General features: G+C 35.2%; 23 protein-coding genes. All 23 read right to left on the reverse strand.

Annotation, left to right across the window (positions count from 1 at the left end):
• Window positions 1-218: 218 nt before the first annotated feature.
• The 23 genes from ACFPM4_RS02880 to ACFPM4_RS02990 all read right to left on the reverse strand — a co-directional run bounded on the left by ACFPM4_RS02880 (window position 219) and on the right by ACFPM4_RS02990 (window position 25908).
• A complete protein-coding gene (locus ACFPM4_RS02880) occupies window positions 219-1484 on the reverse strand; it encodes a competence/damage-inducible protein A (protein WP_382347489.1) in 1266 nt (421 codons plus the stop codon).
• Window positions 1485-1510: 26 nt separating this feature from the next.
• Complete coding sequence (gene pgsA, locus ACFPM4_RS02885) at window positions 1511-2089, reverse strand: CDP-diacylglycerol--glycerol-3-phosphate 3-phosphatidyltransferase (protein WP_382347492.1); 579 nt, start codon at window positions 2087-2089, stop codon at window positions 1511-1513.
• 76 nt (window positions 2090-2165) lie between these two features.
• Window positions 2166-3113, reverse strand: coding sequence for a helix-turn-helix domain-containing protein (locus tag ACFPM4_RS02890; protein WP_382347495.1), 948 nt, complete (start codon window positions 3111-3113; stop codon window positions 2166-2168).
• An 18-nt stretch (window positions 3114-3131) separates the two neighbouring features.
• Entirely contained in the window at window positions 3132-3920 is a 789-nt protein-coding gene (locus ACFPM4_RS02895; protein ID WP_144919989.1) for a DUF3388 domain-containing protein, read from the reverse strand.
• Window positions 3921-4184: 264 nt separating this feature from the next.
• Window positions 4185-4442: a DUF3243 domain-containing protein gene (locus tag ACFPM4_RS02900; RefSeq protein WP_144919991.1), complete on the reverse strand. Its 258-nt coding sequence runs from the start codon at window positions 4440-4442 to the stop codon at window positions 4185-4187.
• Window positions 4443-4548: 106 nt separating this feature from the next.
• Window positions 4549-5271: an elongation factor P 5-aminopentanone reductase gene (gene ymfI, locus ACFPM4_RS02905; protein WP_382347499.1), complete on the reverse strand. Its 723-nt coding sequence runs from the start codon at window positions 5269-5271 to the stop codon at window positions 4549-4551.
• 62 nt (window positions 5272-5333) lie between these two features.
• On the reverse strand, window positions 5334-6623 hold the full coding sequence (gene yfmH, locus ACFPM4_RS02910; RefSeq protein WP_382347502.1) for an EF-P 5-aminopentanol modification-associated protein YfmH: 1290 nt from the start codon (window positions 6621-6623) through the stop codon (window positions 5334-5336).
• Window positions 6623-7900 carry an EF-P 5-aminopentanol modification-associated protein YfmF gene (yfmF, locus tag ACFPM4_RS02915; RefSeq protein WP_382347505.1) on the reverse strand — a complete coding sequence of 426 codons (1278 nt, stop codon included), beginning with the start codon at window positions 7898-7900 and terminating at the stop codon, window positions 6623-6625. The genes yfmH and yfmF overlap by 1 nt, the downstream gene beginning before the upstream one ends.
• Window positions 7901-8081: 181 nt before the next feature.
• Window positions 8082-9041: an ABC transporter permease gene (locus ACFPM4_RS02920; RefSeq protein WP_382347508.1), complete on the reverse strand. Its 960-nt coding sequence runs from the start codon at window positions 9039-9041 to the stop codon at window positions 8082-8084.
• Window positions 9042-10082, reverse strand: coding sequence for an ABC transporter permease (locus tag ACFPM4_RS02925; protein WP_144920001.1), 1041 nt, complete (start codon window positions 10080-10082; stop codon window positions 9042-9044).
• Window positions 10075-11610: an ABC transporter ATP-binding protein gene (locus ACFPM4_RS02930; protein ID WP_144920004.1), complete on the reverse strand. Its 1536-nt coding sequence runs from the start codon at window positions 11608-11610 to the stop codon at window positions 10075-10077. Before ACFPM4_RS02930 ends, ACFPM4_RS02925 begins: the two co-directional genes overlap by 8 nt.
• Before the next feature lie 133 nt (window positions 11611-11743).
• Window positions 11744-12811: a BMP family lipoprotein gene (locus ACFPM4_RS02935; protein WP_144920006.1), complete on the reverse strand. Its 1068-nt coding sequence runs from the start codon at window positions 12809-12811 to the stop codon at window positions 11744-11746.
• A 215-nt stretch (window positions 12812-13026) separates the two neighbouring features.
• Window positions 13027-15339, reverse strand: a complete 2313-nt coding sequence (locus ACFPM4_RS02940; RefSeq protein WP_382347513.1) for an FtsK/SpoIIIE family DNA translocase — start codon at window positions 15337-15339, stop codon at window positions 13027-13029.
• Window positions 15340-15501: 162 nt separating this feature from the next.
• Complete coding sequence (locus ACFPM4_RS02945) at window positions 15502-15714, reverse strand: YlzJ-like family protein (RefSeq protein WP_382347516.1); 213 nt, start codon at window positions 15712-15714, stop codon at window positions 15502-15504.
• The gene (locus tag ACFPM4_RS02950; protein ID WP_382348154.1) at window positions 15711-16451 is read right to left on the reverse strand and encodes a ClpP family protease; all 741 of its coding nucleotides are present in this window, start codon (window positions 16449-16451) and stop codon (window positions 15711-15713) included. Before ACFPM4_RS02950 ends, ACFPM4_RS02945 begins: the two co-directional genes overlap by 4 nt.
• Before the next feature lie 297 nt (window positions 16452-16748).
• Window positions 16749-18422: a ribonuclease J gene (locus ACFPM4_RS02955; protein WP_382347520.1), complete on the reverse strand. Its 1674-nt coding sequence runs from the start codon at window positions 18420-18422 to the stop codon at window positions 16749-16751.
• A gap of 151 nt (window positions 18423-18573) precedes the next feature.
• Complete coding sequence (dapA, locus tag ACFPM4_RS02960) at window positions 18574-19449, reverse strand: 4-hydroxy-tetrahydrodipicolinate synthase (protein WP_144920016.1); 876 nt, start codon at window positions 19447-19449, stop codon at window positions 18574-18576.
• A 17-nt stretch (window positions 19450-19466) separates the two neighbouring features.
• The gene (gene dapG, locus ACFPM4_RS02965) at window positions 19467-20702 is read right to left on the reverse strand and encodes an aspartate kinase (protein ID WP_144920018.1); all 1236 of its coding nucleotides are present in this window, start codon (window positions 20700-20702) and stop codon (window positions 19467-19469) included.
• A gap of 32 nt (window positions 20703-20734) precedes the next feature.
• Window positions 20735-21790, reverse strand: coding sequence for an aspartate-semialdehyde dehydrogenase (gene asd / locus ACFPM4_RS02970; RefSeq protein ID WP_382347525.1), 1056 nt, complete (start codon window positions 21788-21790; stop codon window positions 20735-20737).
• A gap of 229 nt (window positions 21791-22019) precedes the next feature.
• Window positions 22020-22613, reverse strand: coding sequence for a dipicolinate synthase subunit B (gene dpaB, locus ACFPM4_RS02975; RefSeq protein ID WP_144920022.1), 594 nt, complete (start codon window positions 22611-22613; stop codon window positions 22020-22022).
• A complete protein-coding gene (dpaA, locus tag ACFPM4_RS02980) occupies window positions 22610-23512 on the reverse strand; it encodes a dipicolinic acid synthetase subunit A (protein WP_382347529.1) in 903 nt (300 codons plus the stop codon). Before dpaA ends, dpaB begins: the two co-directional genes overlap by 4 nt.
• A gap of 173 nt (window positions 23513-23685) precedes the next feature.
• Entirely contained in the window at window positions 23686-23931 is a 246-nt protein-coding gene (locus ACFPM4_RS02985; protein ID WP_382347532.1) for a YlmC/YmxH family sporulation protein, read from the reverse strand.
• 735 nt (window positions 23932-24666) lie between these two features.
• Window positions 24667-25908 carry a M16 family metallopeptidase gene (locus tag ACFPM4_RS02990; RefSeq protein WP_382347535.1) on the reverse strand — a complete coding sequence of 414 codons (1242 nt, stop codon included), beginning with the start codon at window positions 25906-25908 and terminating at the stop codon, window positions 24667-24669.
• Window positions 25909-25939 lie beyond the last annotated feature (31 nt).

Here is a 25939-nt window from a genome sequence, read left to right on the forward strand (position 1 = left end):
GACGGAGGAACGTCGACTAAGATCGGCACATCGTGTGCCAACGTCGACGTGATCCACATCCTGTGGACCTCTCGTCGTGAATCCTTTATCTCAGTCAGTGTCCTAGAAATTTCATACGCCACTTGACAGTCGCCTTCACTTTTCTAAGCCCGCGGAAAGCGAAGTGTATTTTCGTAGCGGTATAGTTACACAAATATTGTTCAGAATTACATCCAGTTCTAATAGTTTGGTCCCATCCCCTCTTCATTTGCCTGTAATTCTTTTAGAAGGTAGTGACAACCATACTTCACTGATCTTTTTTGATTTCCGTTTCTAGAACCAGACAATTGTAATTTATAAGCTTTGGCTGGTTTTCCTACGAATGAAATACCAATCCAAACTGTACCTGCAGGATGACCTTCCAGCGAATCAGGTCCAGCAACTCCTGTAAAACTTATTCCAATACTCGTTCCTAATAAGTTGCGAACATTTTCTGCAAGTTCTTCTGCACATTGCTCACTTACTACACCGTACGTATTTATTGTCTCTTCTTTCACATTGAGAAGCTTCATTTTAGATTTATTGGAATAACATACTACTCCACCAATTAACATTGTACTTACACCAACAATAGAAGTCATTTCAGACTGAAATAGTCCTCCTGTTAAACTTTCGGCTGCTGCAATCGTTAATTTTCTTTCTTGTAGCACTTTCAGTAATTCTTTCATTATAGTTGTTTGATCGTAGCCATAAAAGTATTGGCCAACGCGCTCATTTACTCGTTTTTCCATTGAATCTATTAGTTTCGTAGCTTCTTCCTCAGATTGATGACGTGCAGTAATCCGCAATGTTACCTCGTTATCTCCTGCTAATGGTGCAATGGTAGGATTTGACTGTTCATCAAGTATATCCTCTATCTCTACTTCTAACTGAGACTCGCCAATACCAAAATAACGTAAGACACGTGAAACTATTTTCTCTTTTACCTCTATTTCATCAAGTATAGCGGGTAAACCAAATTTACGAAACATTGGTTGCATTTCATGAGGTGGGCCAGGCAGTAGCATATAGAACTTTGATTGATTTTTGACAAACATCCCAGGTGCCATCCCATGTTCATTTGGTAGAACATGGGAACCTTCTATTACGAGTGCTTGTTTCCTATTATTTTCAGTCATTGTTCTATTTGTTTTTTGGAAATAATCCAGTATTGTTTGGATCGCTTGTTTATCTTCTACTAGTTTACTGTTTATATGATTTGCAATCGTATCTTTCGTTAAATCATCTTTTGTTGGTCCCAAACCACCTGTAAAAATAAGTAAATCAGCCCTTGACTCAGCAACTTTGATAACTTCTTTTAATCGATTCGGATTATCACCTACAGCCGTATGATGATAAACATTAACACCAATTTCTGCTAATTGCTCCGATAAATATTTAGCATTTGAATTTACTATTTGTCCTAAAAGTAATTCCGTACCTACTGCAATAATCTCCGCATTCATTATTCAAAAACCTTTCTGTTATAGAGTTATTTTGAATTTTTAAAAACTGCTTTGTTCTTAGCAAAGTACTCATATCCTGACCAGATCGTAAAGACGAGTGCTACCCAAAGTGCAACTGTTGCAAATGGAAAATCTATTGCCTCAAAGAAGATATTATTCAAAAGCAATGCAGATATTGCAATTATCTGGCTCCAAGTTTTAATTTTCCCTAATATATTTGCAGCTACAACCTCACCAGTCCCAGCTAAAATTAAGCGAAGTCCCGTTACCGCAAATTCTCGGCTAATAATGAGAATCACGATCCAAGATGGTGCAAGTTGCATTTCAACTAATACAATCAATGCAGCAGAAACAAGAAGTTTGTCTGCAAGTGGGTCTAAAAATTTCCCTAAATCCGTTACTAAATTATATTTTCTAGCAAAATAACCATCAACCCAATCTGTGACAGAAGCAAAGATAAATACTAGCGCTCCAATAAAATGGGCTACTTCCATTTCTGTACCTGGCAATTTAATGGTTCCCCAATTAAATGGTACAAGCATTAAAATTAAAAAAACTGGGATTAAAAATATCCGAGAGATGGTAATTTTATTAGGTAAATTCATACATATCCTCCCAATCTAAAAGCATAAGATTCATTAAAAAATGAACCGCCAAAGTCGGCGGTTTTAATAAATTCCTTTAGTCTTGCTTTGTAAAGTTAATTTGTATATCTTGTCTTACTGGCTCTGATTGAAATTCGATGGGCTCACCATTGATCAGAATTTCAGTATCAAGAGTTCTTCCTACTACTATATATGCACTATCTTCTTCCGTAAAATCAAAGGTTTTACTTTCCCCATCCTTAATTTCACCTTGGAAGAACATTGTATTTTGACCATTCTTCACACTAATCCAGCTTCTACCAGAATCCGAAGCTTTTATTTCAAATTCAAATTTATCCGTATTCGTTAACGTAAAGGTAGAAACATAACCATTAACATTTTCGAGTGTAAGTTCTTGTTCCACTATCTGTTCCTCATTATCTGGATCGTCTAATTCGGAATCTGATCCTTCATCATTAACATTGTCAGTATTTTCACCTTGCGTATCGTCCGACTCATCCGTATTTCCGTCCGAATTATCATTTGAATTATCAGTATTAGTGTCATCATTATTATCAGGTACTACATCATCTGATTCGGTTATATCTACTGTTTTATTATTATCATCCGTAGGTTTTTCTCCGAAATCAACATACTTCATGACGAGAGTATAAATTAAAAATATAACTGCAATGACAAATACAGCCGTTAATATTTTCGGAAATAATTCCATAAACTTTGATGTAGTTGGTGAAACAGCTTTTCTGTTTTGAATTCTAGAAAGCCTTTCTGGTATATCATTTTCATTTGTTAGTGGTATTTCATTTCTATACTCATCAAAAAGTATCTCGGGTTCAAGGCCTACTGCCTCCGCATACTGTTTAATAAAGGCTCGTGCATAGAACTTACCAGGTAATATCTCGTATTTCCCTTCTTCTATCGCAACTAAATATCTTTTTTGGATTCTTGTAATATTTTGAAGCTCGTCTAAAGTAAGGCTTTTCTCTTCTCTTGCCATGCGCAGTCGGCTTCCTAATTCTGTCAATGAAAACACCTGCCAATCCTAAAAGTCGAAACCAAAACCTGGTGCATCGAATAAGTTGTTTTTCTCTGCAATTTCATATGTAATTTCCTCATCACGATCATTTCTAAGTTCAATAATATAATCAAAATCGTCCATTGAGTACTCCGAATGTTGAACAAAAATATCTGGATGTTCAATCACTTTCACGGCTGGAATTTTCATAATTTCTCTAACTAATTGAAGATGACGTTCATCTGCTCTCGTTCTAGATACAATACCGTCAATAATAAAAATATTGTTAGAATTGTATTCATCTTTTATTAGTTCTTTTCGAATAGTTTGTTTTAATAGAGTGGATGAGACAAACAGCCATTTTTTATTAGCACTAACACTTGAGGCAACAATAGATTCTGTCTTTCCTACTCGAGGCATTCCTCTAATCCCAACTAGTTTATGTCCTTCTTGCTTAAACAATTCAGCCATAAAATCAACTAATAATCCCAGTTCATCCCTTACAAAACGGAATGTTTTTTTATCATCCATATCTCGTTCAATATATCTTCCGTGCCGAACGGCTAATCGATCTAGTAACTTAGGCTCACGCATTTTTGTTACTCTAATCGTTTCAACTGTTTTCAAAATAGACTCGAGGCGAATAATTTGTTCCTCATTTTTTGCCCGGATTAATAAACCTCTTCGTCCTCTATCAATACCATTTATACTTATAATGTTTATGGACAACATTCCTAATAATGATGAAATATCACCTAATAAACCCGGACGATCGATTGTAATCTCATATTCCAAATACCATTCTTTTCTTTCCATCTTACCCTCTCCCAATAAGGTAATAAATCCGGATTTGGTTAATTAAACAATAATGTCTCGATTATATAATAGCTGAAATAGATAAAATATGAAAGTATAAGGTATGTTTTTACGCCAATTTCTTACAAAAAAATTATCGCTTATTATTCATGAATGATTCCATTATGCTGATATTAAAAAAGACTGTTCTTTAAAATTCTTTGCCATTTTCACACAATTGTATGAGAGGAAAGAGTAATTTAAAGGAACAGTCTTATTTCATTTTTATTTTGTACTGTTGTTTTCAACAAGTTTAACCATTACTTTAGCAATTGCTTCTTGTTCTTCTGGTGAAGCAACAGACCATAAATCAGATAGTACCCGTTGTTGTTCATTTTTAGGATCAACATTATGCGCTAAATAATCCCCAACATGTGTTGCCATTTTATCTATCACATTTTGGGACATACCTTGATTTTGTGCATCATCTAAACGGTCACCTAAGAAATTCTTCCATTGCTCCCAATTATCCAGAATGGACATTCACACTTCCTCCTTTGTTGATAAACTTACAATGAATAGTATGCTCAAGAGGAATTTGCGTTATGCATGGAAAAGAAAAGTGTAATAGAAGGTAATAAAGCTAATTCTATATGTACCAACCACCATTCACACTTAGTGTTTGTCCCGTTATATAGGATGATTTTGACGAAAGAAGAAAAGAAATAGCTTCTGACACTTCCTCTGGCATTGCAAGACGACCTAATGGAATTTCAGATTCAATCTCTTCTATTTCCTCTTCCGTAAAACGATCCATCATACCTGTCTTCACTGCCCCAGGAGCAACGCAATTAATTCGTAAACCATTACTTGCCATCTCTTTGCTTAAAGCTTTTACAAAGGAAATTTGAGCACCTTTTACAGTGGAATACATCACTTCACATGCGGCTCCTGTTTGTCCCCAAATAGAGCTAATGATGACAATACTAGAATCATGAAACTTCATAAGTTTAGGTAATAGCTTTTTTATCAATAGAAGTGGGCTCTTTACATGTATTTGGAGCAAATCATCTATTGTATTCTCATCTAAATCCGTAAATAAACTGTATGATGATGTTCCACTACAAATGACAATTGCATTTAACTGAAATATGGATTCAATAATTTTATGGACACCCTCATTTGTACGAAGATCAGCTTGAATAGTGATTAATTCAATATTATATGCTTCTAGTTGCTGCACTAATGTATTCATTTTTTCTATATTGGAATGGTAGTGTAAATATAAATTCCATCCCTCACTTGCCAGTTTCAAAGCAGTGGTTGCACCTATACCACCACTTGCTCCAGTTATTAAAGCAAACTTCTTCACAAAACTCTCTCCCTAACGTAAAAAACCCGGATAATAACTTTCCGGGTTCAAGTATACTCTACTTATTTCTTTGGTACAACTTGGCAAACTGTCATCTGACTTTCATCAATAAATTTATTCGCTACCTCAAGAATATCAGCAAATGTTAATTCCTCTAAAACTGGGACAACATCAAAGAAGTTCATTTCATTAAAAGAATAACGTGTGAACTGATTAGCGATATATTCTTGTGAATTAATCGCTCTTAAAAAATTACCAATTTTCTTTTTTCGAGTTCTTTCTAAAGCTTCTTCAGTCAAATGTTTACCATCTATTGCTTCGAGTAATATCGACTGAATTTTTTCTGCAAAAACATCTGGTTGTGCTGAATCACTACCGATAATAGCAAATCCGAATCCTTGCTCTTGGGAATAATCATATTGGAAAGTGTCATCAATTAACTGTTCGTTCACTAATTCTTCGTAGTTTTGCGAGCTTTTTCCAAAAAGCATTTCTAACAAAATATTGATGGAAAGTTCTTGTTTTAACATTTCCTTCCCACTCTGTTGTACTTCTCTAGCTTTTACACCGACATAGGATTTTGGTATTTGGACGTTCATTTCTAAAACTTGTTTTTTCGTTGCCACTGCTTCAGGCTCTTCTTCAAAATGCCGTTCTATTTCAGGTGCTGCATTATAATTTTTAGCTTGTTGATTTGTTTGAATTATATTTAATATTTCTTCCGGATCAACTGGTCCTGTTATAAACAAGAGCATATTACTTGGGTGGTAGAATGTTTCATAACATTCGTATAATAACTCAGCAGTTATATTAGAGATTGATTCCACTGTTCCCGCGATATCAATTTTCACTGGGTGATGATGGTACATGTTTTCGATTACACCAAAATACACTCTCCAATCAGGATTATCGTCATACATCATGATTTCCTGACCAATAATACCTTTTTCCTTCTCTACAGTTTTTTCAGTAAAATATGGTTCCTGCACCATATTCATTAACGTGTTTAAATTTAATTCGGTATCAGTTGTACTAGAAAATAAGTAAGCTGTTCTCGTAAATGAAGTAAAAGCATTTGCGGATGCACCTTGTTTACCAAACTGTTGGAATACATCCCCATCTTCTTTTTCAAATAATTTGTGTTCTAGAAAATGCGCGATACCATCAGGAACATTGACAAACTCATTCTTATTTAGTGGCTTAAATTGTTGATCAATAGAGCCGTATTTTGTTGTAAAAGTCGCATATGTTTTATTAAATCCTTCTTTAGGTAAAATATAGACATCCAATCCATTTTCTAGTTTTTCATAGAAGAGTGTTTCATTAATTTGGTTGAATTCAATTTTTTTCATTATTGATCACCACCCTTTCCAGCTAGGAAATAAATCGTATCCAGTTCTACTTTATTTGCTACACTAACGATTTCTTCTTTCGTCGTGCTATTAATTTTATCAATCCAATCTTGTAATGATACGTTAGAATCAGCAACAATATTGTGATAAAGTAATTCAATTAATCCTCTTGCTGAATCATTCGTTTCAAGAAATTGATTTTTTAATACTGCCTTCGTTTGATCAATATCCTGATCCGTAAAAGAACCTTGCCTCATCGATTCTAGCTGTTCTTTAATAATAGAAACCGCTTTATCATAATTCTGATTATCAATTCCAGACATAATCATTAGTAATCCTTTATGACTTTCCACTCTACTTGCTGCATAATATGCTAAACTTTCTTTTTCTCTTACATTTACAAACAATTTAGAATGTGGGAATCCACCAAAAATACCATTAAACATTTGTAAGGCAAAGTAATCAGGATCTCCATACGTAATGTTTGTTCGGCAACCTAAATTTAATTTTCCTTGCTTCAAATCTTGCGTTTCTTTTATTTCCTTAATTTCACTTATTTGGTTTGAATTTCGATTAGTTACTTTAGTGTTAGGACGATTTTCAAATTGAAAAGAAGAACAGTAGTTTTCCACATCGGTTACATCTACATCCCCAATTATATAAAAATCCATTTCATCTTCGGCAAATGCTTTTTTATAATAATGGTAGAGAGATTCATTTGTAATCTCGTCTACTTTTTCAATTAGACCGTGTTGAGGTAATTCATAAGGTTCCCCTTTACACATTTCTTGGACAAGCCTTACACTAGCATAACGCATTTTATCATCAAAAACTGCTTGTATCCGTTGTTTCAAGTTACGCTTCTCTTTCTCCATCGTGCGTGCATCAAAAGCGTCATTTGTAACATTAGGATTCAGTAAAACTTCACGGAATAATTCCATTGCTCTTTGTAATAGAGGGTTTTTATCTTGTAAATACTTTTCGTTCGCAATTTCTAAGATGAAATCTATTACATGAAATTCTCCTTTTTTACTCAGGTTCACATAAAATGATGCACCGTATAAATCATCTAAATAGGATCGAAATTCACCTGTAGAAGGATAATTTTTCGTGTTACTTTGTAAGACGTAAGGTAATAATGCTCGGCTTGTTACCGATTCTGCGTCTAATGGAGCCTTCATTCTCCACATAAGAGTATTTGTTTTATATTTTTCAGTTGGAATCACGTGCAATGTATATCCGGACTTCTCGATTATTTGTTCATTTCCAAGATTCATTCAGCAATCCTCCAATTAAACAATATTTACCAATAACTTTATCTGATTTTTGCGAAAGCAACAAGTATGAAGAATTCAAGTTTACATAACAATATTATGTAATACTCATTGCCTATCATAGGTCTATCTAATCTATTTATTCTATAAATATCCAAATAATTCGGTCGTATTCCAGACCGAATTATCTTTTTCCTTTGATGTATGGTGTTCCTGATGCCTTTGGTGCATCAGCACGACCAATAAATCCAGCTAGTGCTAAGATAGTTAAGACGTATGGAGCAATGAGTAGGTATACAGATGGAACATTTTCTAATATCGGGATTCGCGAACCGATAATACTTAAACTTTGGGCAAATCCAAAAAATATTGCAGCCCCCATTGCCCCTAATGGATGCCACTTCCCAAATATCATTGCTGCAAGTGCCATGAACCCTTGCCCAGTAATAGTTGTATTACTAAAATTAAGGGTAATGGATTGTGAGTAAACTGCACCACCTGCGCCACCTAAAATTCCTGAAATAATAACACCAATATATCGTAGTTTTATTACATTAATTCCCATTGTATCTGCTGCCAATGGATGTTCCCCTACAGAACGGATTCGTAAACCAAAAGGTGTTTTAAATAGTACGTACCAAGCTATGACGGAAACAATAATCGTTGTATATGCAACATATGATACATTTCTGAAAAATATCTCACCGATAAAGGGAATTTCACTTAAAAAAGGAATATTGATTTTTCTTATATTCGCTAAGATCATATCTGTTTGACCTTTTCCATACATATTCTTCACCAAGAAGAGAGAAAGGCCTAATGCTAAGAAATTAATGGCAACACCACTAACAACTTGATCCGCTCGAAATGTAATAGAAGCTACTGCATGTAATAATGAAAAAATTGCTCCAATAAACATAGCGAATAAAATTGCAATCCAGCTAGTAGCCTCTCCGAAAATATGGAAAGTACTTAAATTAAAGACAACCGCACTAAACGCTCCAATAACCATTAATCCTTCTAGTCCGATATTTACTACTCCTGCCCTTTCTGAGAAAACACCTCCAAGTGCGGTTAAAATTAGTGGAGCTGCAGCCATAATGGTGGAGGAGATAATAAGAGATAGTAATGTAGTAATTTCCACTTATTTCACGCTCCTTTTGAAGCGAGCAATTACCCACTTAATAAAATAGCTAGATGCCACAAAGAAAATAATGAAAGCAATGACAATTTCAACTAACTCTTCTGGAACATTGGCAATTGGCATTTTTAATGCACCTACTTTTAAGCCACCAAATAAAAAAGCTGATAATACAACCCCAATAGCTGTATTACTACCTAGTAATGCAACTGCAATTCCATCAAAACCCACTCCGGAAAATGCAGTATGTATAAAGGCATTTCCAAAAGTCCCTAACCCTTCCATTGCTCCAGCAAGACCTGCAAAAGCACCAGATATCATCATCGAAGCAATAATATTTCGGTTAACATTCATCCCTGCGTATTCAGAGGCATGCTGGTTTAAGCCAACTGATCTTAATTCAAAACCAGTCTTTGTCTTTTCAACAATAAACCACATAACCAATGCAGAAAATAGTGCTATAAAAACACCATAATGCAATGTGGAATACTCTGTGATTTGCTCAAAATAGGGAGATGCTAATGATGCTGTTTCATTCACTCGTGGGGTAGAATCTCGATGATCAGATAGTACATGCCTAGTGAAGTAATTTGTGACATGTAAAGCAATATAATTCATCATAATTGTGACAATTACTTCATGTACACGTAATCTCGCCTTTAAAAATCCAGGAACAAATCCCCAGATTGCTCCTGCAATACCTGCTGCGATAATTGCCAATGGTAGGTGGATTATTTTAGGTAGTTCGAAGGAAATCCCCACCCAAACAGCAGCAATCCATCCGACTAACAGTTGTCCTTCAACTCCAATATTAAATAGGCCTGTACGAAAGGCAAAAGCCACGGCGAGACCTGCAAATATATAAGGAGTCATCTGTCTTAGAGTCTCACCTAAGTAATAAGAATCACCGACCGCTCCCTCTATTAAAGCACCATAACCAGCTATTGGATTATAGCCACTTATTAACATAACTATTGCACCTGCTAAAAGACCAAGAATAACCGCAATCGCTGGTATTAGAAAGTTTGATAATCGATTAGACATGAATATCGTCCTCCGTTTTTTCTTTCTTTAAGCCAGCCATTAATAAGCCTAGCTCTTGTTCTGTAGTCTCTTTAGCATTAACAATAGCAATTATTTTTCCTTCAAAAATAACTGCAATTTTATCACTTAAATTTAAGATTTCATCCAATTCAAATGAAACGAGCAAGACTGCCTTACCTTTATCTCGTTGATCAATTATTTTTTGATGGATAAACTCTATAGCACCAACATCGAGACCTCTAGTAGGTTGAGCAGCAATCAGTAGATCTGGATCACGATCCACTTCCCTACCAATAATTGCTTTCTGTTGGTTACCACCAGATAATGATCGAGCTAACGTATATTCACTAGGGGTACGTACGTCATATTCTGTAATTAACTGTTTTGCTTTCTTATAAATCTCCTTAAAATTTAATATTCCTGACCTTGAAAACGGTGGTCGATAGTAAGATTGCAATACAATATTTTCACCTATTGGAAAGTCTAAAACTAAACCATGTTTATGTCGGTCCTGTGGAATATGACCCAGCCCTGTTTCTGTAATTTTTCTTGGACTTAGATTTTTTATGTCCTTTCCATTTAATTTGATACTTCCTTTACTTATTTTTCTTAACCCTGTAATTGCTTCAATTAATTCTGTCTGTCCATTTCCATCTACACCTGCAATACCAACTATTTCACCAGCGCGTACAGTTAAATTCAAGTTGTCGACAATTTCTACCCCTCTACTATCCTTTACAACCAAATCACTAACTTCTAACACATCATGAGTAGGATTGGCTTCTGTTTTTTCCGTCGTAAATACAACTTCTCTTCCTACCATTAAATTAGCAAGTTCTTTCGTATTGGTATTTTCTACTTCTAAAGTTCCGATTCCGACACCTTTTCTAATAACCGTTACTCGATCACAAATTTCCATTATTTCCTTTAATTTATGAGTGATTAATATAATCGATTTTCCTTCTTTTATAAGAGCTTTCATTATAAAACTTAGCTCTTTAATTTCTTGTGGAGTGAGCACTGCAGTCGGCTCATCAAATATTAATATTTCAGCACCTCTATATAAGGTTTTAAGAATTTCTACTCTCTGTTGCATTCCAACTGAAATATCGGCAATTTTTGCAGCAGGATCGACGGATAAACTATATTTTTCTGATATTTCTCTTACTTCTTGTTCTGCAGTCTTTCTATCAATCGCTAAGCCTTTCTTTGGTTCTTCACCAAGGATAATATTTTCGGTTACAGTAAATGGTTCTACTAACATAAAATGTTGATGCACCATACCAATCCCAAGTTCATTTGCAATCGTAGGACTTGTGATATGTACCTTTTTTCCATTTACTCTAATCTCACCTTGCTCTGGTTGATATAAACCAAAAAGGACGTTCATTAAAGTAGATTTCCCAGCTCCATTTTCACCCAATAATGCGTGGATTTCTCCTCGTTTTAACTGTAGAGTGATATTATCATTTGCTACTATACCTGGGAATTCCTTACGAATATTTAGCATTTCAATTACATAATCCATAAAACTATCTCCTAACTGAAAGCGTGATGCTTATTGTCGGATAAATATTAGACATTAAATATATACAAAAGGGTCTGACTTAAAGGACTTAAGCCGGACTCTTTTGTATAGAAGCATGACGAAATATCCATGATTAAGGTTTGGATGGAACTTCAATTTCACCATTTTTTATTTTTTCTTCTACTTCTTTGACTTTATTAAGAATTTCTTCATTTAAATGTTCTTGTGAATCAGATATCTTAATGCCATTTTCTTCAAGACCGTATTCTAAAATTTCACCGCCTGGAAAATCACCGTTTTTACCTAAATTAGCTATATCTTGAACTGCTACATCTACTCGCTTGACCATGGAAGTTAACGTAATATTTTCTGTTTTATCTCCAATTTGAACATTACCTTCCTCGTGTTGGTCTCTGTCCACACCAATTACCCAGATTTCTCTATCAGGATCATTTTGTTTTAAGTTCTTCGCCTCAGTAAATACTCCTAAGCCAGCCCCACCTGCTGCATGATAAATGATATCTACACCTGAACTATACTGTGCTGCAGCAATTGCGGCACCTTTTGATGAATCTGTGAAAGTACCAGCAAATTGTTTTTGAACTTGAGCATCTGGATTGACATGTTTTACACCCGCTTCAAATCCAGCATAAAATTTATTGATTAATTCACTGTCATCTCCACCAACAAATCCTACTTTATTCGATTTAGTCTTTAGCCCAGCAATGACACCAACAAGGAAAGATCCCTCATGTTCCTTAAATGTAAGACTGGCAACATTATCATATCCTTCAATCACATCGTCGACGATTACGAAGTGATTATCCTTGCGTTGATTTGCTATTCTCTCCACTGCACTCTTTAACTTAAATCCAACTCCAAATACGATATTAAACTTATCTCGTACAGCAGAGTTTAGATTAGTTGAAAAATCAGCCTCATTGCTTGATTGATAATAGTGGTATCCATTTAATCCTTTTTCAAGGTTATGTTCTTCTCCAAAAGCAACTAAACCTTCCCAAGCTGATTGGTTAAAAGATTTATCATCTACTCCACCTTCATCTGTAACCATTGCTACAGTATAATTCCCATCATTATTATCACCAGAGTTGCCGTCATTATCACCTGTTCCACAAGCACCAAGTATTGTTCCAACTAACAAAATCAATAATAGTATGATACTTATACGTTTTTTCTTCATGAGTTATCCTCCTATGCATAAATATATGTTTTAGAACAACGAATCACCTTTCTGTAAAAAGCAATTCGTTTATATACTCCTCTTATCATTCCTGATTATGAAAGATACTATTACAATTTTGTTTTTTAATGTAATAGGTAATGTAGTATTAAAATAAAAAAAGCTATTTGAAGAGTCATATATCAACTCTTCAAATAGCTTTCATTTTACTTTGTTTATGACGAATGTTCATCAGCAGGTTTTGGAATTAGTACTGTTCGTGGTTTACTACCTTCATACGGCCCAACGATTCCTCTAGCTTCCATTTCATCAATTAAGCGTGCTGCTCTCGTATAACCAACCCGAAAACGTCGTTGTAGCATGGACACAGATGCTGTTTGCATTTCTGCTACTAACTGAACCGCATCTTCATATAATTCATCCTCTACCTCAGTTGAAACTTCAGGTATATCGTCCGGAATCATATTTTCTTCATATTGAGCTTTTTGTTGCCCAATTACAAACTCTACTACTTCCTCTACCTCTTGATCAGATAGGAAAGCACCTTGAACTCTAACAGGCTTTGAGGCCCCTACTGGAAGAAATAACATATCACCACGACCCAAAAGCTTTTCAGCTCCACCTGTATCTAGAATAGTTCGTGAATCTGTAGCGGATGAAACAGCAAAGGCAATTCTAGAGGGAATATTAGCCTTTATTACGCCTGTAATAACATCCACCGAAGGCCTTTGTGTTGCAATTATCAAATGAATTCCAGCTGCACGTGCCATTTGTGCTAATCTAGTAATTGAATCCTCGACGTCATTAGATGCAACCATCATTAAATCTGCTAATTCATCAACAATAACAACTATATATGGTAATAATGGTTGGACTTCCTCAGATTCAGCATTTTGTCTCGCGATAAATTCATTATATCCTGTAATATTCCTCGTTCCAGTATGGGAAAATAGCTCGTATCTTCTTTCCATCTCATTAACTACTTTCATTAACGCCTGTGATGCTTTTTTCGGATCAGTTACTACAGGAGCCAATAAATGAGGAATCCCATTATACACATTAAGTTCTACCATCTTAGGATCAATCATCATCATTTTTACTTCATGCGGTTTTGCTCGCATTAATATACTTGTAATTATGCCATTTATACAAACACTCTTTCCACTTCCTGTAGCACCAGCAACCAATAAGTGAGGCATTTTATTCAATTCTGCTACTACTGCTTGTCCCGTAATATCTCTTCCTAGACCAATTTGCAGTTTTGCTTCAGGTCTATCATTTTCTTTCGAATCTAACACCTCACGCAAAGATACCATTGCTACCTCTGAATTCGGCACTTCAATACCAATGGCGGATTTTCCTGGAATAGGCGCTTCTATTCTTATCCCTTTTGCAGCAAGAGCAAGTGCTATATCGTCACTTAGGCTTACAATTCTACTTACCTTTACGCCCGCCTCTGGATGAACTTCATATTTAGTTACTGCTGGACCTAAATGCACTTGTGTTACTTTTGCCTTTACTCCAAAACTATGGAATGTTCTTTCAAGTTTAGCTGCATTTTCGTGAATTAATTTATACTCACTACTTTGATCGGTTGCCTTCGGTCTAGTAAGTAAAGAAATAGGTGGAAGTTCATAATCCTTATTCTCATGCTCCGTAAAAGCCATTGGCGGTACTACTTCTTCCTCTTCATTGTCAGATATATCCGTTACTTCTTCTGTTCTTTCCTCTTCTTCAGGAAATGCCTTTTCTGTAAAACTGGATATAATTGGTTCAGAGACTATATCTTCTTCATCTACATCCGGCACTTGTAATGGTAGTAAAGTTTCCTCATTTTTTTGTTTTTTAGCAGTTAATGTGTTCTTCTCTTTTTTCTTTTCCTTCCGCTCCTCATTCCACTCTTTCATATCAATAAGGAAGGCTTCCCATTGGTTCTTAATAAATTCTCCAAGTTTCTTTCCGATTTTCCCTAATACTTCACCTAATGATTTACCAGTTACGAGAATTACCCCAACAATCATTAGAAAGAAGCTTAAGATTTTTGTACCTAATGATCCAAATATAAGATATGTAGCCGAAGTAAAAACAGCACCGATCATACCTCCACCAAAATCATTAGTAGAAGTTTGTCCACTTACAATGCGGGTAAAATCTGTGTATGTATTTGCAAGAATACTTGTACCTTTAATATTGTTCATTTCCATTTTCAAATCAAACAGCTTCATATGAGTCAGTAATAAGAAACATGAAACAATAATATAAAAGCCGATTAAGCGAGGATTTGAAAAACGTGGCATTTGCCGTTTTACAATCAAATAACCACCCAATCCGATACCAAATAATGGACCTACAATATGCCATTCTCCTAATAGAAAATAAAATGGGTAGTTCAATGGAAATAGCTTATCGCCGTTTACATTTACTATAATAATTAAGCATAAAGCTACTAGAATAATTCCAGAAATTTCATATTTTAAAATTGTATTCAATTTATTAGCTGAACGCGATCTCCGCTTCTTTTTCACCATATAATCACCTTATCACTTGACCTTATATTCATTATTCAAATCAATATATCTAATATATTATAGCACATAACCTGATTTCCCTATATGGCCATGTGAAAGAAATACAAAAAACCTCTCCTTAACAAAATTTATTAATGAAGAGGTTTAGAAGGCTATAATTTTTTATTCATTTAAGCTAATATACGCACCGGGGCAAATATCATCACGCAAATAATCACACGGATTACTACTCATTATCCGAACGACTTTGTACATATCCCCAGATTGTTCCACTATCATAGGAACACCATTTCTTACTAATGGTATTTGATTAGAAAATTGTTCTTCTTGATTAGGAAAAATCAACTCAGGAGGAACAATGGAATGTATTATCATTGGATAAGCCCACCTTCTTCAGGAGAATGATTTTTTCCAGCTGCAATAAGTTCATTTAATTTTTTTATTGCCATCCCAATTCCACCCACTTCATCTATTAACCCATATTTAACAGCATCAGGACCGATTACGTTTGTCCCAATATCCCTTGTTAAATTTCCTTTTGCAAACATTAAATCTTTAAATACTTCCTCTGAAATATTAGAATTCTTCGTTACAAAATTTACTACGCGCTCTTGCATCTTGTCCATGTATTCAAATGATTGAGGTACACCAATTACTAAACCAGTCAATCGAATAGGATGTATCGTCATCGTAGCAGTTTCAGCAATAAATGAATAAGAACATGAAACAGCAATTGGTACTCCTATCGAATGACCGCCACCTAATACTATGGACACAGTAGGTTTAGATAATGTTGATATCATTTCTGAAATAGCTAAACCTGCTTCCACATCTCCTCCAACAGTATTTAATACAACTAATAGTCCTTCTATTTTCGGATTTTGCTCAATCGCTACTAACTGTGGAATGATGTGTTCATATTTAGTTGTTTTATTTTGAGGTGGCAATTGCATATGACCTTCTATTTGTCCAATAATAGTCAAGCAATGGATATTTGTATCTTGTGAAAGCTGTGGCACATTAGTTTGTCCGAGTTGTGATATCTTATCAAGTATTCCTTGCTTTGCATCGTTACCTTTATTCTTATCATCCTCAACCTCAGTTTTGGACATCTTTTCTTGATCCATAGTGTCCTCCTTCATAAATACTATTTCATACATATAGTATGGACACGTGACTTAAATTCATCCAAAATTTAAGTTTAATCAAAAATAATAAAAGAGAGGAACAATGGAATACAGATGAAATAAAAAAACCGAACTATCTTTTAATCAACCTTGTGATAGTTCGGTTTTCATTATACGAATTAAAAATTACTAGCGGAGGAAAAACACGAGACTCCTGTGATATTTACACTAAAAATTGTCCTGATTTGCATCTGTACAATTCGTTTTGTCTCATCCTCTTTATTATACTTCCATAATAATTGGCAAAATCATTGGTCTTCTCTTTGTTTTTTCATATAAATATTGATTCAATTGATCTCTTATATCTTGTTTAAAACTCGACCAATCAAACCCATCGCCTGATATAGCTTCTTCTGCAATGGTACGAACAATTTTAGCGGCTTCGTCTAATAATTGTTCTGATTCACGTACATATACAAAACCTCTTGAAATAATCTCAGGCCCTGAAACTATTTTCTTTAAGCGCTTATTTATTGTAACAACAACAGTAAAGATACCATCTTGAGATAAAAGTTTGCGATCACGGAGAACGATATTTCCTACATCCCCAACACCGATTCCATCAATTAATATGTTGCCTGCAGGAACCTTGTTAGATGAAAACATCTCTCCATTTTTATATTCTATCACTTCGCCTTTTCCTAGAATAAAAATTTGATCTTTTTTCATACCTACTTCTTGCGCTACTTTCGCATGTGCAAATAACATTCTATATTCACCTTGAATAGGTACGAGATATTTTGGTTTCATTAAGTTAAGCATTAACTTTAAATCTTCTTGACCGGCATGCTCAGAAACATTGCCTTTGCGTTTGTTCGAATTAAATACAGTTGCTCCAGCGCGATAAAGCATGTCCATTGTCTTTGCTAGACTAATTTCTAAAGCTGCAGAAGGAGTCGCAGTAATTAATACCGTATCACCCTTCGATATATTTACATATTTGTGATTATTTTTAGCCATTTTTTGTAAAGCTTCAATCGGTTCACCCATATGGCCTGTAGACATAATGACGATTTCATTCTTTTCGTATTTTTCAATATCTTGAATTGGAATGATAAAATCCTTATCATTCACTTCTAAGAATCCTAATTTAAGTGCAAGATGGATACTCTGTTCAATACTTTTTCCAACGACCGCTACTTTTCTCCCTGATTCAAATGCTGCATCTAATGATTGCTGGATTCTTATAAAATTGGAAGCAGGACATGCGACTATAATTCTCCCTGTTGCCATATGAAATGCATTAGTAATATCACGTGCAATTAGAGATTCGGATGTAGCATGACCTTGATGTTCCGCTCCGGTACTATCTGATAAAAGGCAAAGCACACCAGATTCTCCAATGTTTGCCATTTTACCGATATCAGATCGATACAAACCAGTTGCTGCCTGGTCAAATTTAAAATCACCTGTATGAACGATACAACCTTCAGAAGTATGTATACATACACCTAATGAGTCTGGAATACTATGGGTAGTATGAAAGAAACTTACTTGTATAGTATTGAATTTAAGCCTTGAATTCGCCTTAACTGTGTGAAAAACAGCATCCACTTTATGCGTTTGCTCTTTTAATTTTTCTTTTGCTAAAGCAACGGTTAATTTAGATCCATATACTGGAACATTTATTTTACGTAGGACAAATGGTAATGCACCGATTGCATCTTCATGCCCGTGGGTTAAAAAGATCGCTTTTATACGATCTTTCTGGCTCTCTAACCAGGAAATGTCCGGTATTACCATATCAATACCTAACATCTCATTTTCAGGAAACATTAGTCCAGCATCGATAATAAATAATTCCGTATCCACTTCGATGACGTACATATTATTTCCTAATTCCCCTACCCCTCCCAAGGGAATAACTTTTATTATTTCATTTTTTATTTTTGACAAACCTATATCCTCCTATCAATTGTTTCCGATCTTCATCAGTTAGTCTCATTATACTTGAAGTTCAAATGTGTGTACAATTTATTATTCAAAAATAATTAAAAAGAAGCTAATCCCATATGTGGAACTAGCTCCTTTTATTTGCAATAAATTTTTATCTTATTAATTCAAGTAAAGAGGCTAAGTTAGATCTTTCTTGTTCAGTTAATGGAACTAAAGGTAGACGAACAGAGCCTACATCAAATCCTGTCAACTGTAATGCTGTTTTTACTGGAACTGGATTTGGTGCCGTAAATAAGCCTTGCATAATTGGCAACAGCTTACGATGCTGAGCAGCGGCACTCTCTGTCTTTCCTTCTATGAAACTATGAATCATCTCTTGCATTTGTTTACCAATAATATGACTAGCAACAGATACTATTCCTGTTCCACCGATAGAAAGTGTTGGCAATGTTAAGGAATCATCCCCGCTATAAACTAAGAAGTTTTCATCTGTTTCTTCAATAATTTTGGACATAGCGTTTAAATCACCACTAGCTTCTTTTGCTGCTACAACATTGTCAATTTTCGATAATTCAATCATTGTTTCAGGATTTATATTTATTACAGATCGACCAGGAATATTATAAATCATAATTGGTAGTTTAGTAGATTTTGCGATAGCATGAAAGTGCTCATATAGACCTTTTTGATTAGGATTATTATAATATGGTGCAACTAACATGATTGCATCTACACCGGCATCTTCTGCTTTTTTTGTCAATTCAATGGATGCGTACGTATTATTACTACCGGTTCCTGCAATAATTGGAACTCTATTTTCGTTCACTTTTACAACATGGCGATATAATGCTACCTTTTCTTCAGATGATAGAACAGGTGACTCACCTGTAGTTCCTGCAACTACAAGTGAATCTGAACCATTTTTAATTAAGTGATTAACTAGCTTTGTTGTTTTTGGAAAATCAATATTACCTTTACTGTCAAATGGTGTAACCATTGCAGTGGACAAACGTCCGAAATGAATCATCCTTTACCACCTCAACCTTAGCGTTCATCTTCCATCTTTTCATTCTGCAGGTCAAATACATCATGCAGGGCATTCACTGCGTCAACTAATCTTTCACCTTCAACTAATACCCAAATTGTAGTATGACTATCAGCTGATTGGAGAATTCTAATATCCTTTTCAGATAGTGCTGTAACGATTTTAGCTGTTACTCCTGGAACCCCACTTATCCCAGCACCTACAACAGAAACTTTTGAACAATTTCTCTCCACTATTGGCTGATAACCTGCAGCTTCCAGAATGGTCGTTGCTTTATCAATTGCTTCATCAGGCACTGTATATACGACACCATTAGGTGAAATATTTATAAAATCTACACTAATATTTTCATTAGCCATTGCCTTAAATACATCTGATTGAATATTATATTGACCTTCACTAGCAGACACTTTTATTTGTGACACATTTGGAACATAAGCAATACCTGTTACAATTCGTTCACTAACATCTGCAACTTGATCTAACTTTGACATGGATGTTACTAATGTTCCGGCTGAATCAGAATACGTTGACTTAATTCTAATTGGGATTTTCGCTTGCATTGCGATCTCGACTGCTCGTGGATGTATTACTTTTGCCCCTTGATAAGCCATATTTGAAACTTCATTATAGGTTACTACTGTTAAAGATCTAGCATTTTCCACTATTCTAGGATCCGCAGTCATCATTCCATCAACATCTGTAAAAATATCAATCCATTCAGCATTTAATGCAGCACCTAATGCTGCAGCTGAAGTGTCACTTCCGCCTCGTCCTAGAGTAGTTATATCACCAATTTTCGTAATACCTTGAAAACCAGCAACTACAACTACATCATGATACTCTAACTCCTGTAACAATCTAGTACAGTCCATTTTCAATATCTTTGCATTTGTATGATCGTCATTTGTTATAAATCCTGCTTGTGCCCCAGTTAAGGCTGCCGCATGAACATCATTTTCTAGCAACTCTTGTGTGAAAACTACACTTGAAATAGTCTCACCACATGATAGAAGGACATCCTGTTCTCGTTTGGATAATAATGTTGATTGCCCACCAATTAAAGAAATTAACGTATCTGTTGCATATGGAGCTCCACTTCTACCCATTGCAGAAACTACAACTACAACTTTGTATCCTTCTTCAATAGCTTTCTTAATATGTCCAATTGCATATTGCCTTGTCTCTTGATCCTGGACAGAAGTACCTCCAAATTTTTGAACGATTACTTTCATGCTTTCACCTCATCTGCAATACAAAACTACAATTACTTATTTGTTACTAATCCTAATTTGATTAAACTCTCTGCAATTTGAATCGTATTCAGCGCAGCACCTTTCAGTAAGTTGTCTGAAACAACCCAAAAATGAAACCCTGTTGCTTCATCTAAATCCTTCCGTATTCTCCCTACGAATACATCATCTTTCCCAACCGCCATTGCTGGCATAGGGTAAACCTGATTGGAAGGATCATCTTGTAATGTCACTCCAGGAGCTTTTGCTAAAACTTTCTTTATATCATCCACTTGCACATTTGCCTGTTCCGTTTCTATATAAACGGACTCAGAATGTCCTGTTACAACTGGTAGTCTGACACAAGTTGCTGCAACTTTCAAATCTGACATTCCAAGAATCTTTTTCGTTTCATTAATCATTTTCATTTCTTCAAAAGTAAAACCATTATCGGTAAATTTATCAATTTGTGGGATTGCATTGAATGCAATTTGATAATGTTTTTCTGCACTACCTACAGGTAAAATTTCAGGAGTAAAATCCTTTTTACTAATAATAGCTTCTGTTTGCTCATGTAATTCGTTAATTGCTGCAGCACCAGCACCAGAAACAGCTTGATATGTGGATACTACAACTTTATTTAGCCCGAAAGCTTCTTTAATAGGTTTTAATGCTGCAACCATTTGTATCGTAGAGCAGTTTGGATTTGCAATAATACCATTATGATTATGAAGTGCATCTTCGTTTACTTCAGGAACAACAAGTGGTACATCCGCCTGCATTCTAAACGCACTAGTATTATCTATTACAATCGCTCCACGTTTCACTGCTTCAGGAGCGAATATTTCCGATATACTTCCACCAGCACTAAAGAGTGCAATATCTACGCCATTAAAGGAATCCGGCTTTGCTTCTTCAACTGTTATGTTTTCACCTTTAAATGTAATCTGTTTGCCTGCAGAACGGGCAGAAGAAAGTAAAGTCAATTTATGAATTGGAAAGTTTCTTTCTTCCAACTTTTTTATGATTTGTTGGCCTACTGCTCCTGTTGCACCCATTACTGCTACATGATAGCCTTGTAACTCGGACATAAATATTCCCCTTCCACTCCACATACACTAGATTCTTGATGCAAAATATTAAAATCATTAATTTATATATTACCACATTTACATTAGCTATCGAAATTATTTTCAAAATTTCTATTGAATAATACCACAATTTACTTAATATTTATACATATTTATATTTTTCTAATAGAATCAGGTAGAGAATATATTCACTACCTGATTTCAACATAATAGCATCATATTTTGTTGTTTATTCATCCTTATATTCACGGATAACTGGCTGAAGCTGGTATCCATTAATTGCAGCTAATACAGCATCTGATAATAAGTCCATATGTGCAACCATTGAATTTGGTTTTTTTATAGGATCATCTTGCCCATATGGTATAAAATAAATATTTTTCGTTGCCATCAATCTCATTAAATTTACTCCATTTAAACCTAATGCATCATTTGTTGAAATTCCTAATACAACTGGTCGACGGTTTCTCAACGTAGCCTTAGCAGCCATTAAAACAGGACTATCTGTTAATGCATTTGCAAACTTACTCATAGAGTTCCCTGTTAATGGGGCAATAACCATACAATCTAATGGTTCTTTAGGCCCAAGAGGCTCAGCATCGACAATGGAAGCTATTACTTTTCTACCTGCAGCAGTTTCTATTTTTTCAATCCAATCCTCAGCATCGCCAAATTTAGTGTCTGTTGTTTTTAATGTATATGTCACTACGGGTACTACTTCGGCACCCTGTTGGACTAACTTTTCTATTTGAGGCAACACAGCATCATACGTACAATGTGACCCTGTCATACCAAAACCAATTCTTTTTCCTGCTAAACTCATGATTTATTCCCCTTCCGATTCTCATAATCTTCTGCTATAAGCTGTGCCAATACATTTGCTAATATCTGCCCAGCTGTTTTTGGAGCTACGATACCTGGCAATCCAGGTGCAAGAAGTGCTTTAATTCCCCGTTTTTCTGCATAGCGAAAATCTGTTCCGCCTGGCTTGGAAGCCAAATCAATTATTAAAGTATTTGGTGGCATTTTTGCTAGAACACCAGCATTTAATACTAGATGTGGTATTGTGTTAATACAGATATCCAAATCTGAAACTTCATCTTTTAAGTTTTCTAAATGGAAAGGTGTTAATGCCATTTCAGTAATTCTTGCTAAATGCGCGCTTGATCTAGCACCTACTTTAACTTTTGCTCCTAATAGGGAAAATGTTCTTGCAACACTCATCCCAGTACGTCCAAATCCTAGAATTGCTACTTTAGATTGGTGAATCGTGATGTCTGTATTTTGAATTGCCATCATAATGGTTCCTTCTACAGTTGGAATCGAATTATAAATAGCAACATCATCTCGCTGAAATAATTGAACTAACTTTCGTTTTGATTGATTTACGATTTCATCTAAATATGAATTACTAATTCCTGAATATATAGTGCAGTACGAGGGTGTCTTATTTAAGATTTCTTCCGTTAAAACAACTTTGTCACTAGAGAAGATAGTATCAACTTCTCCTTCAAGATTTGTACCCGGTACAGGTAAAATAATACAATCCAATTGCGAAAAATCTACATCCTCTATTTTTTCTTTATATGCGCCTGAAAATGGTTGTGCTAGCTGTTCAAAACCAATTAAATACAGTTTCGCATCTAGTTCAGTTAACTTTTTTATTATTTCTAACTGTCTAGCATCCCCACCGATAACAGCTATGTGCATACCCGTCAACATCAAGATTCTTCACCTTCTTTATGCATGCTGAATAACACCGCACAATCATTGTATGTAGATTACATTAGGCTGTGCATGACTTAATAAGAAAACGATACTCGCTCTAATAACCTATTAAGACACAAAAAAAAGGCGAATCATTCGCCTTTTCTCATTCGTAATCTTTTTTACATTTAATAAGTATTGTTTTCTGGGACCTCCAAAATGATCATGTCAGTTCCAATTGTTCGGATGAAATGCCATGGAACTTTTATTTCATTTATCCCTTTACGGCCCATCCACTTACCAGAAGGGATTATCAAATGATTTATCGCCCCTGTTTTTGTATCAATTTCTAAGTCTGTTTGCCCTAGTACACCCAAGCGTTTCGCTTTGTTATAATCGACGATTTCTTTTCCTCCTAACTCACTGAGTCTCATAATTCCCCTCCTTTACAAGCTCCTAATATTATATATAAGATGACTCTTGGTGATTTAGAATTAAGAAGTACAAAAGTATGGACAAAATGAATATACAAAATGGATTATTTAAAAATAAAGCTCTGTTAAACTCTGTTGTTGATTTTCGCTCCTGTACACTCGCTTTCCGCGGGCACGGCCTCAGCTAACTTGGCAAAGAAAACCGCTTTGCCAAGTTAGCTGAGGCTCGTGCTGTTGAGGTCACTGAAAAACCCTGATATTAAAGGAAAGTGTCCTAAAGAGGGATTAAAAAGGACGACTTAACATAGTACCCGCCCTAATAAAATGGATACAGTGAGATGGGATAAATCCTTACAAATATGAAGTTGCAACTATCTATAAACATCCTTCATTAAGAATTCTGTTGATTGAAGTGGAAGGCGGCGCAGACTCCTGCGGGACTAGCGGGACAGGTGAGACCCCGCAGGAGCATTTGCGACGAGGAGGCTCACCGCACGCCCCGCGGAAAGCAAAGCCGCCTGGAACGGAAATCCACAGCTCTGTTTTACCATATCGCTAAATTCAAGGGACTTTTTCAGTGGCCTCGTGCTGTTCCAACAGGAGTCTCGTGTACATCCATACAATCAACTAAGTTATTAGCAACAATGAACTTTAACAGAGCCAAATATAAAAATGAAATAAGGGTTGCCCAATCAATTTTTTTACGACTGATTGAACAACCCTTAGTTATTGTAATTAGTTTTTATTGTTTTCTGGTAAGCGATTATCAGGACTAATTATTGCAACAGTATAATCTTCTGTAAATATTTTTCGTGCCATTTCATTCACACTATCAATCGTTACTTTATCTATATCTTCTATCATATCATCCAGAGTACGATGTCGATTTAATAAAAGTTCATTCTTACCATTTCGACTCATTCTGTTATTTGTACTCTCTAGTCCGAGCATTAAGTTACCTTTAATTTGTTCTTTGCTATTCTTTAATTCCTTATCTGTAATTCCATTATTTTTTAATTTATCCAAGGTGTTTTGTATAGTAGAAAACAGCTCATCCATTTGATTGGCTGCAGTTCCTCCATAAATTGTCACTAGACCTGTATCTTTAAAGGAAGAGTGATAAGAGAATACGGAATATGCTAGTCCTTTTTCTTCCCTTACTTCTTGGAATAATCGTGATGACATGCTTCCACCAAAGATATTATTCATAATCATTAAATCATAAATATTTTTATGTCCTATTGGTAATCCCTCAAAACCGATACAAAGATGTGCCTGTTCTGTTTCTTTCTGTTTGATTACCTTATTTAGATGAAATTCTGGAGCTATATCAGCATTCTGTTTATTTCCTCGTACAAATGTTCCAAAGTATTTCTCAATATGTTCAATAAAATCTTCCTCTATATTACCTGCAATCGAAATTACAACATTATCAGGTGTATACATGTCATGGATATATTCTCTTAATGAATCACTTGTAAAAGTAGCCAATGTCCCTTCTGTACCAAGAATCGGATATCCTAATGAGTGTGTTTCATATGCTGCTTTACTAAGCATATCGTGCACAATATCATCAGGCGTATCTTCATACATTTTTATTTCTTCTAAGACGACATTTTTTTCTTTTTCTAGTTCGTCATCATTAAATGTAGAATTGAAAAACATATCAGCTAGTACATCTAATGCATACAAGGCATGGTTATCCAACACTTTTGCATAGTAGCAAGTATATTCCTTTGAAGTAAATGCATTCACTTGACCACCGATAGAGTCAAAAGATTCCGCAATTTCCCTTGCTGAACGAGTTTTAGTACCTTTAAAGTACATATGTTCTAAGAAATGTGAAATACCATTGTTACTGGCAGTTTCATCACGAGATCCAGTCCCAATCCATATTCCGATTGCAACAGACCTGACTGTTGGAATTGTTTCAAGGACAACTCTAACTCCATTTTGGCATTTATGTTTCTTCAGCATTGTAATTCCTCCTATTCATGGTGCAAAAACA

Origin of the sequence: Lederbergia graminis (assembly GCF_042655485.1) — a bacterium.
GTDB lineage: Bacteria > Bacillota > Bacilli > Bacillales > Bacillaceae_C > Lederbergia > Lederbergia graminis.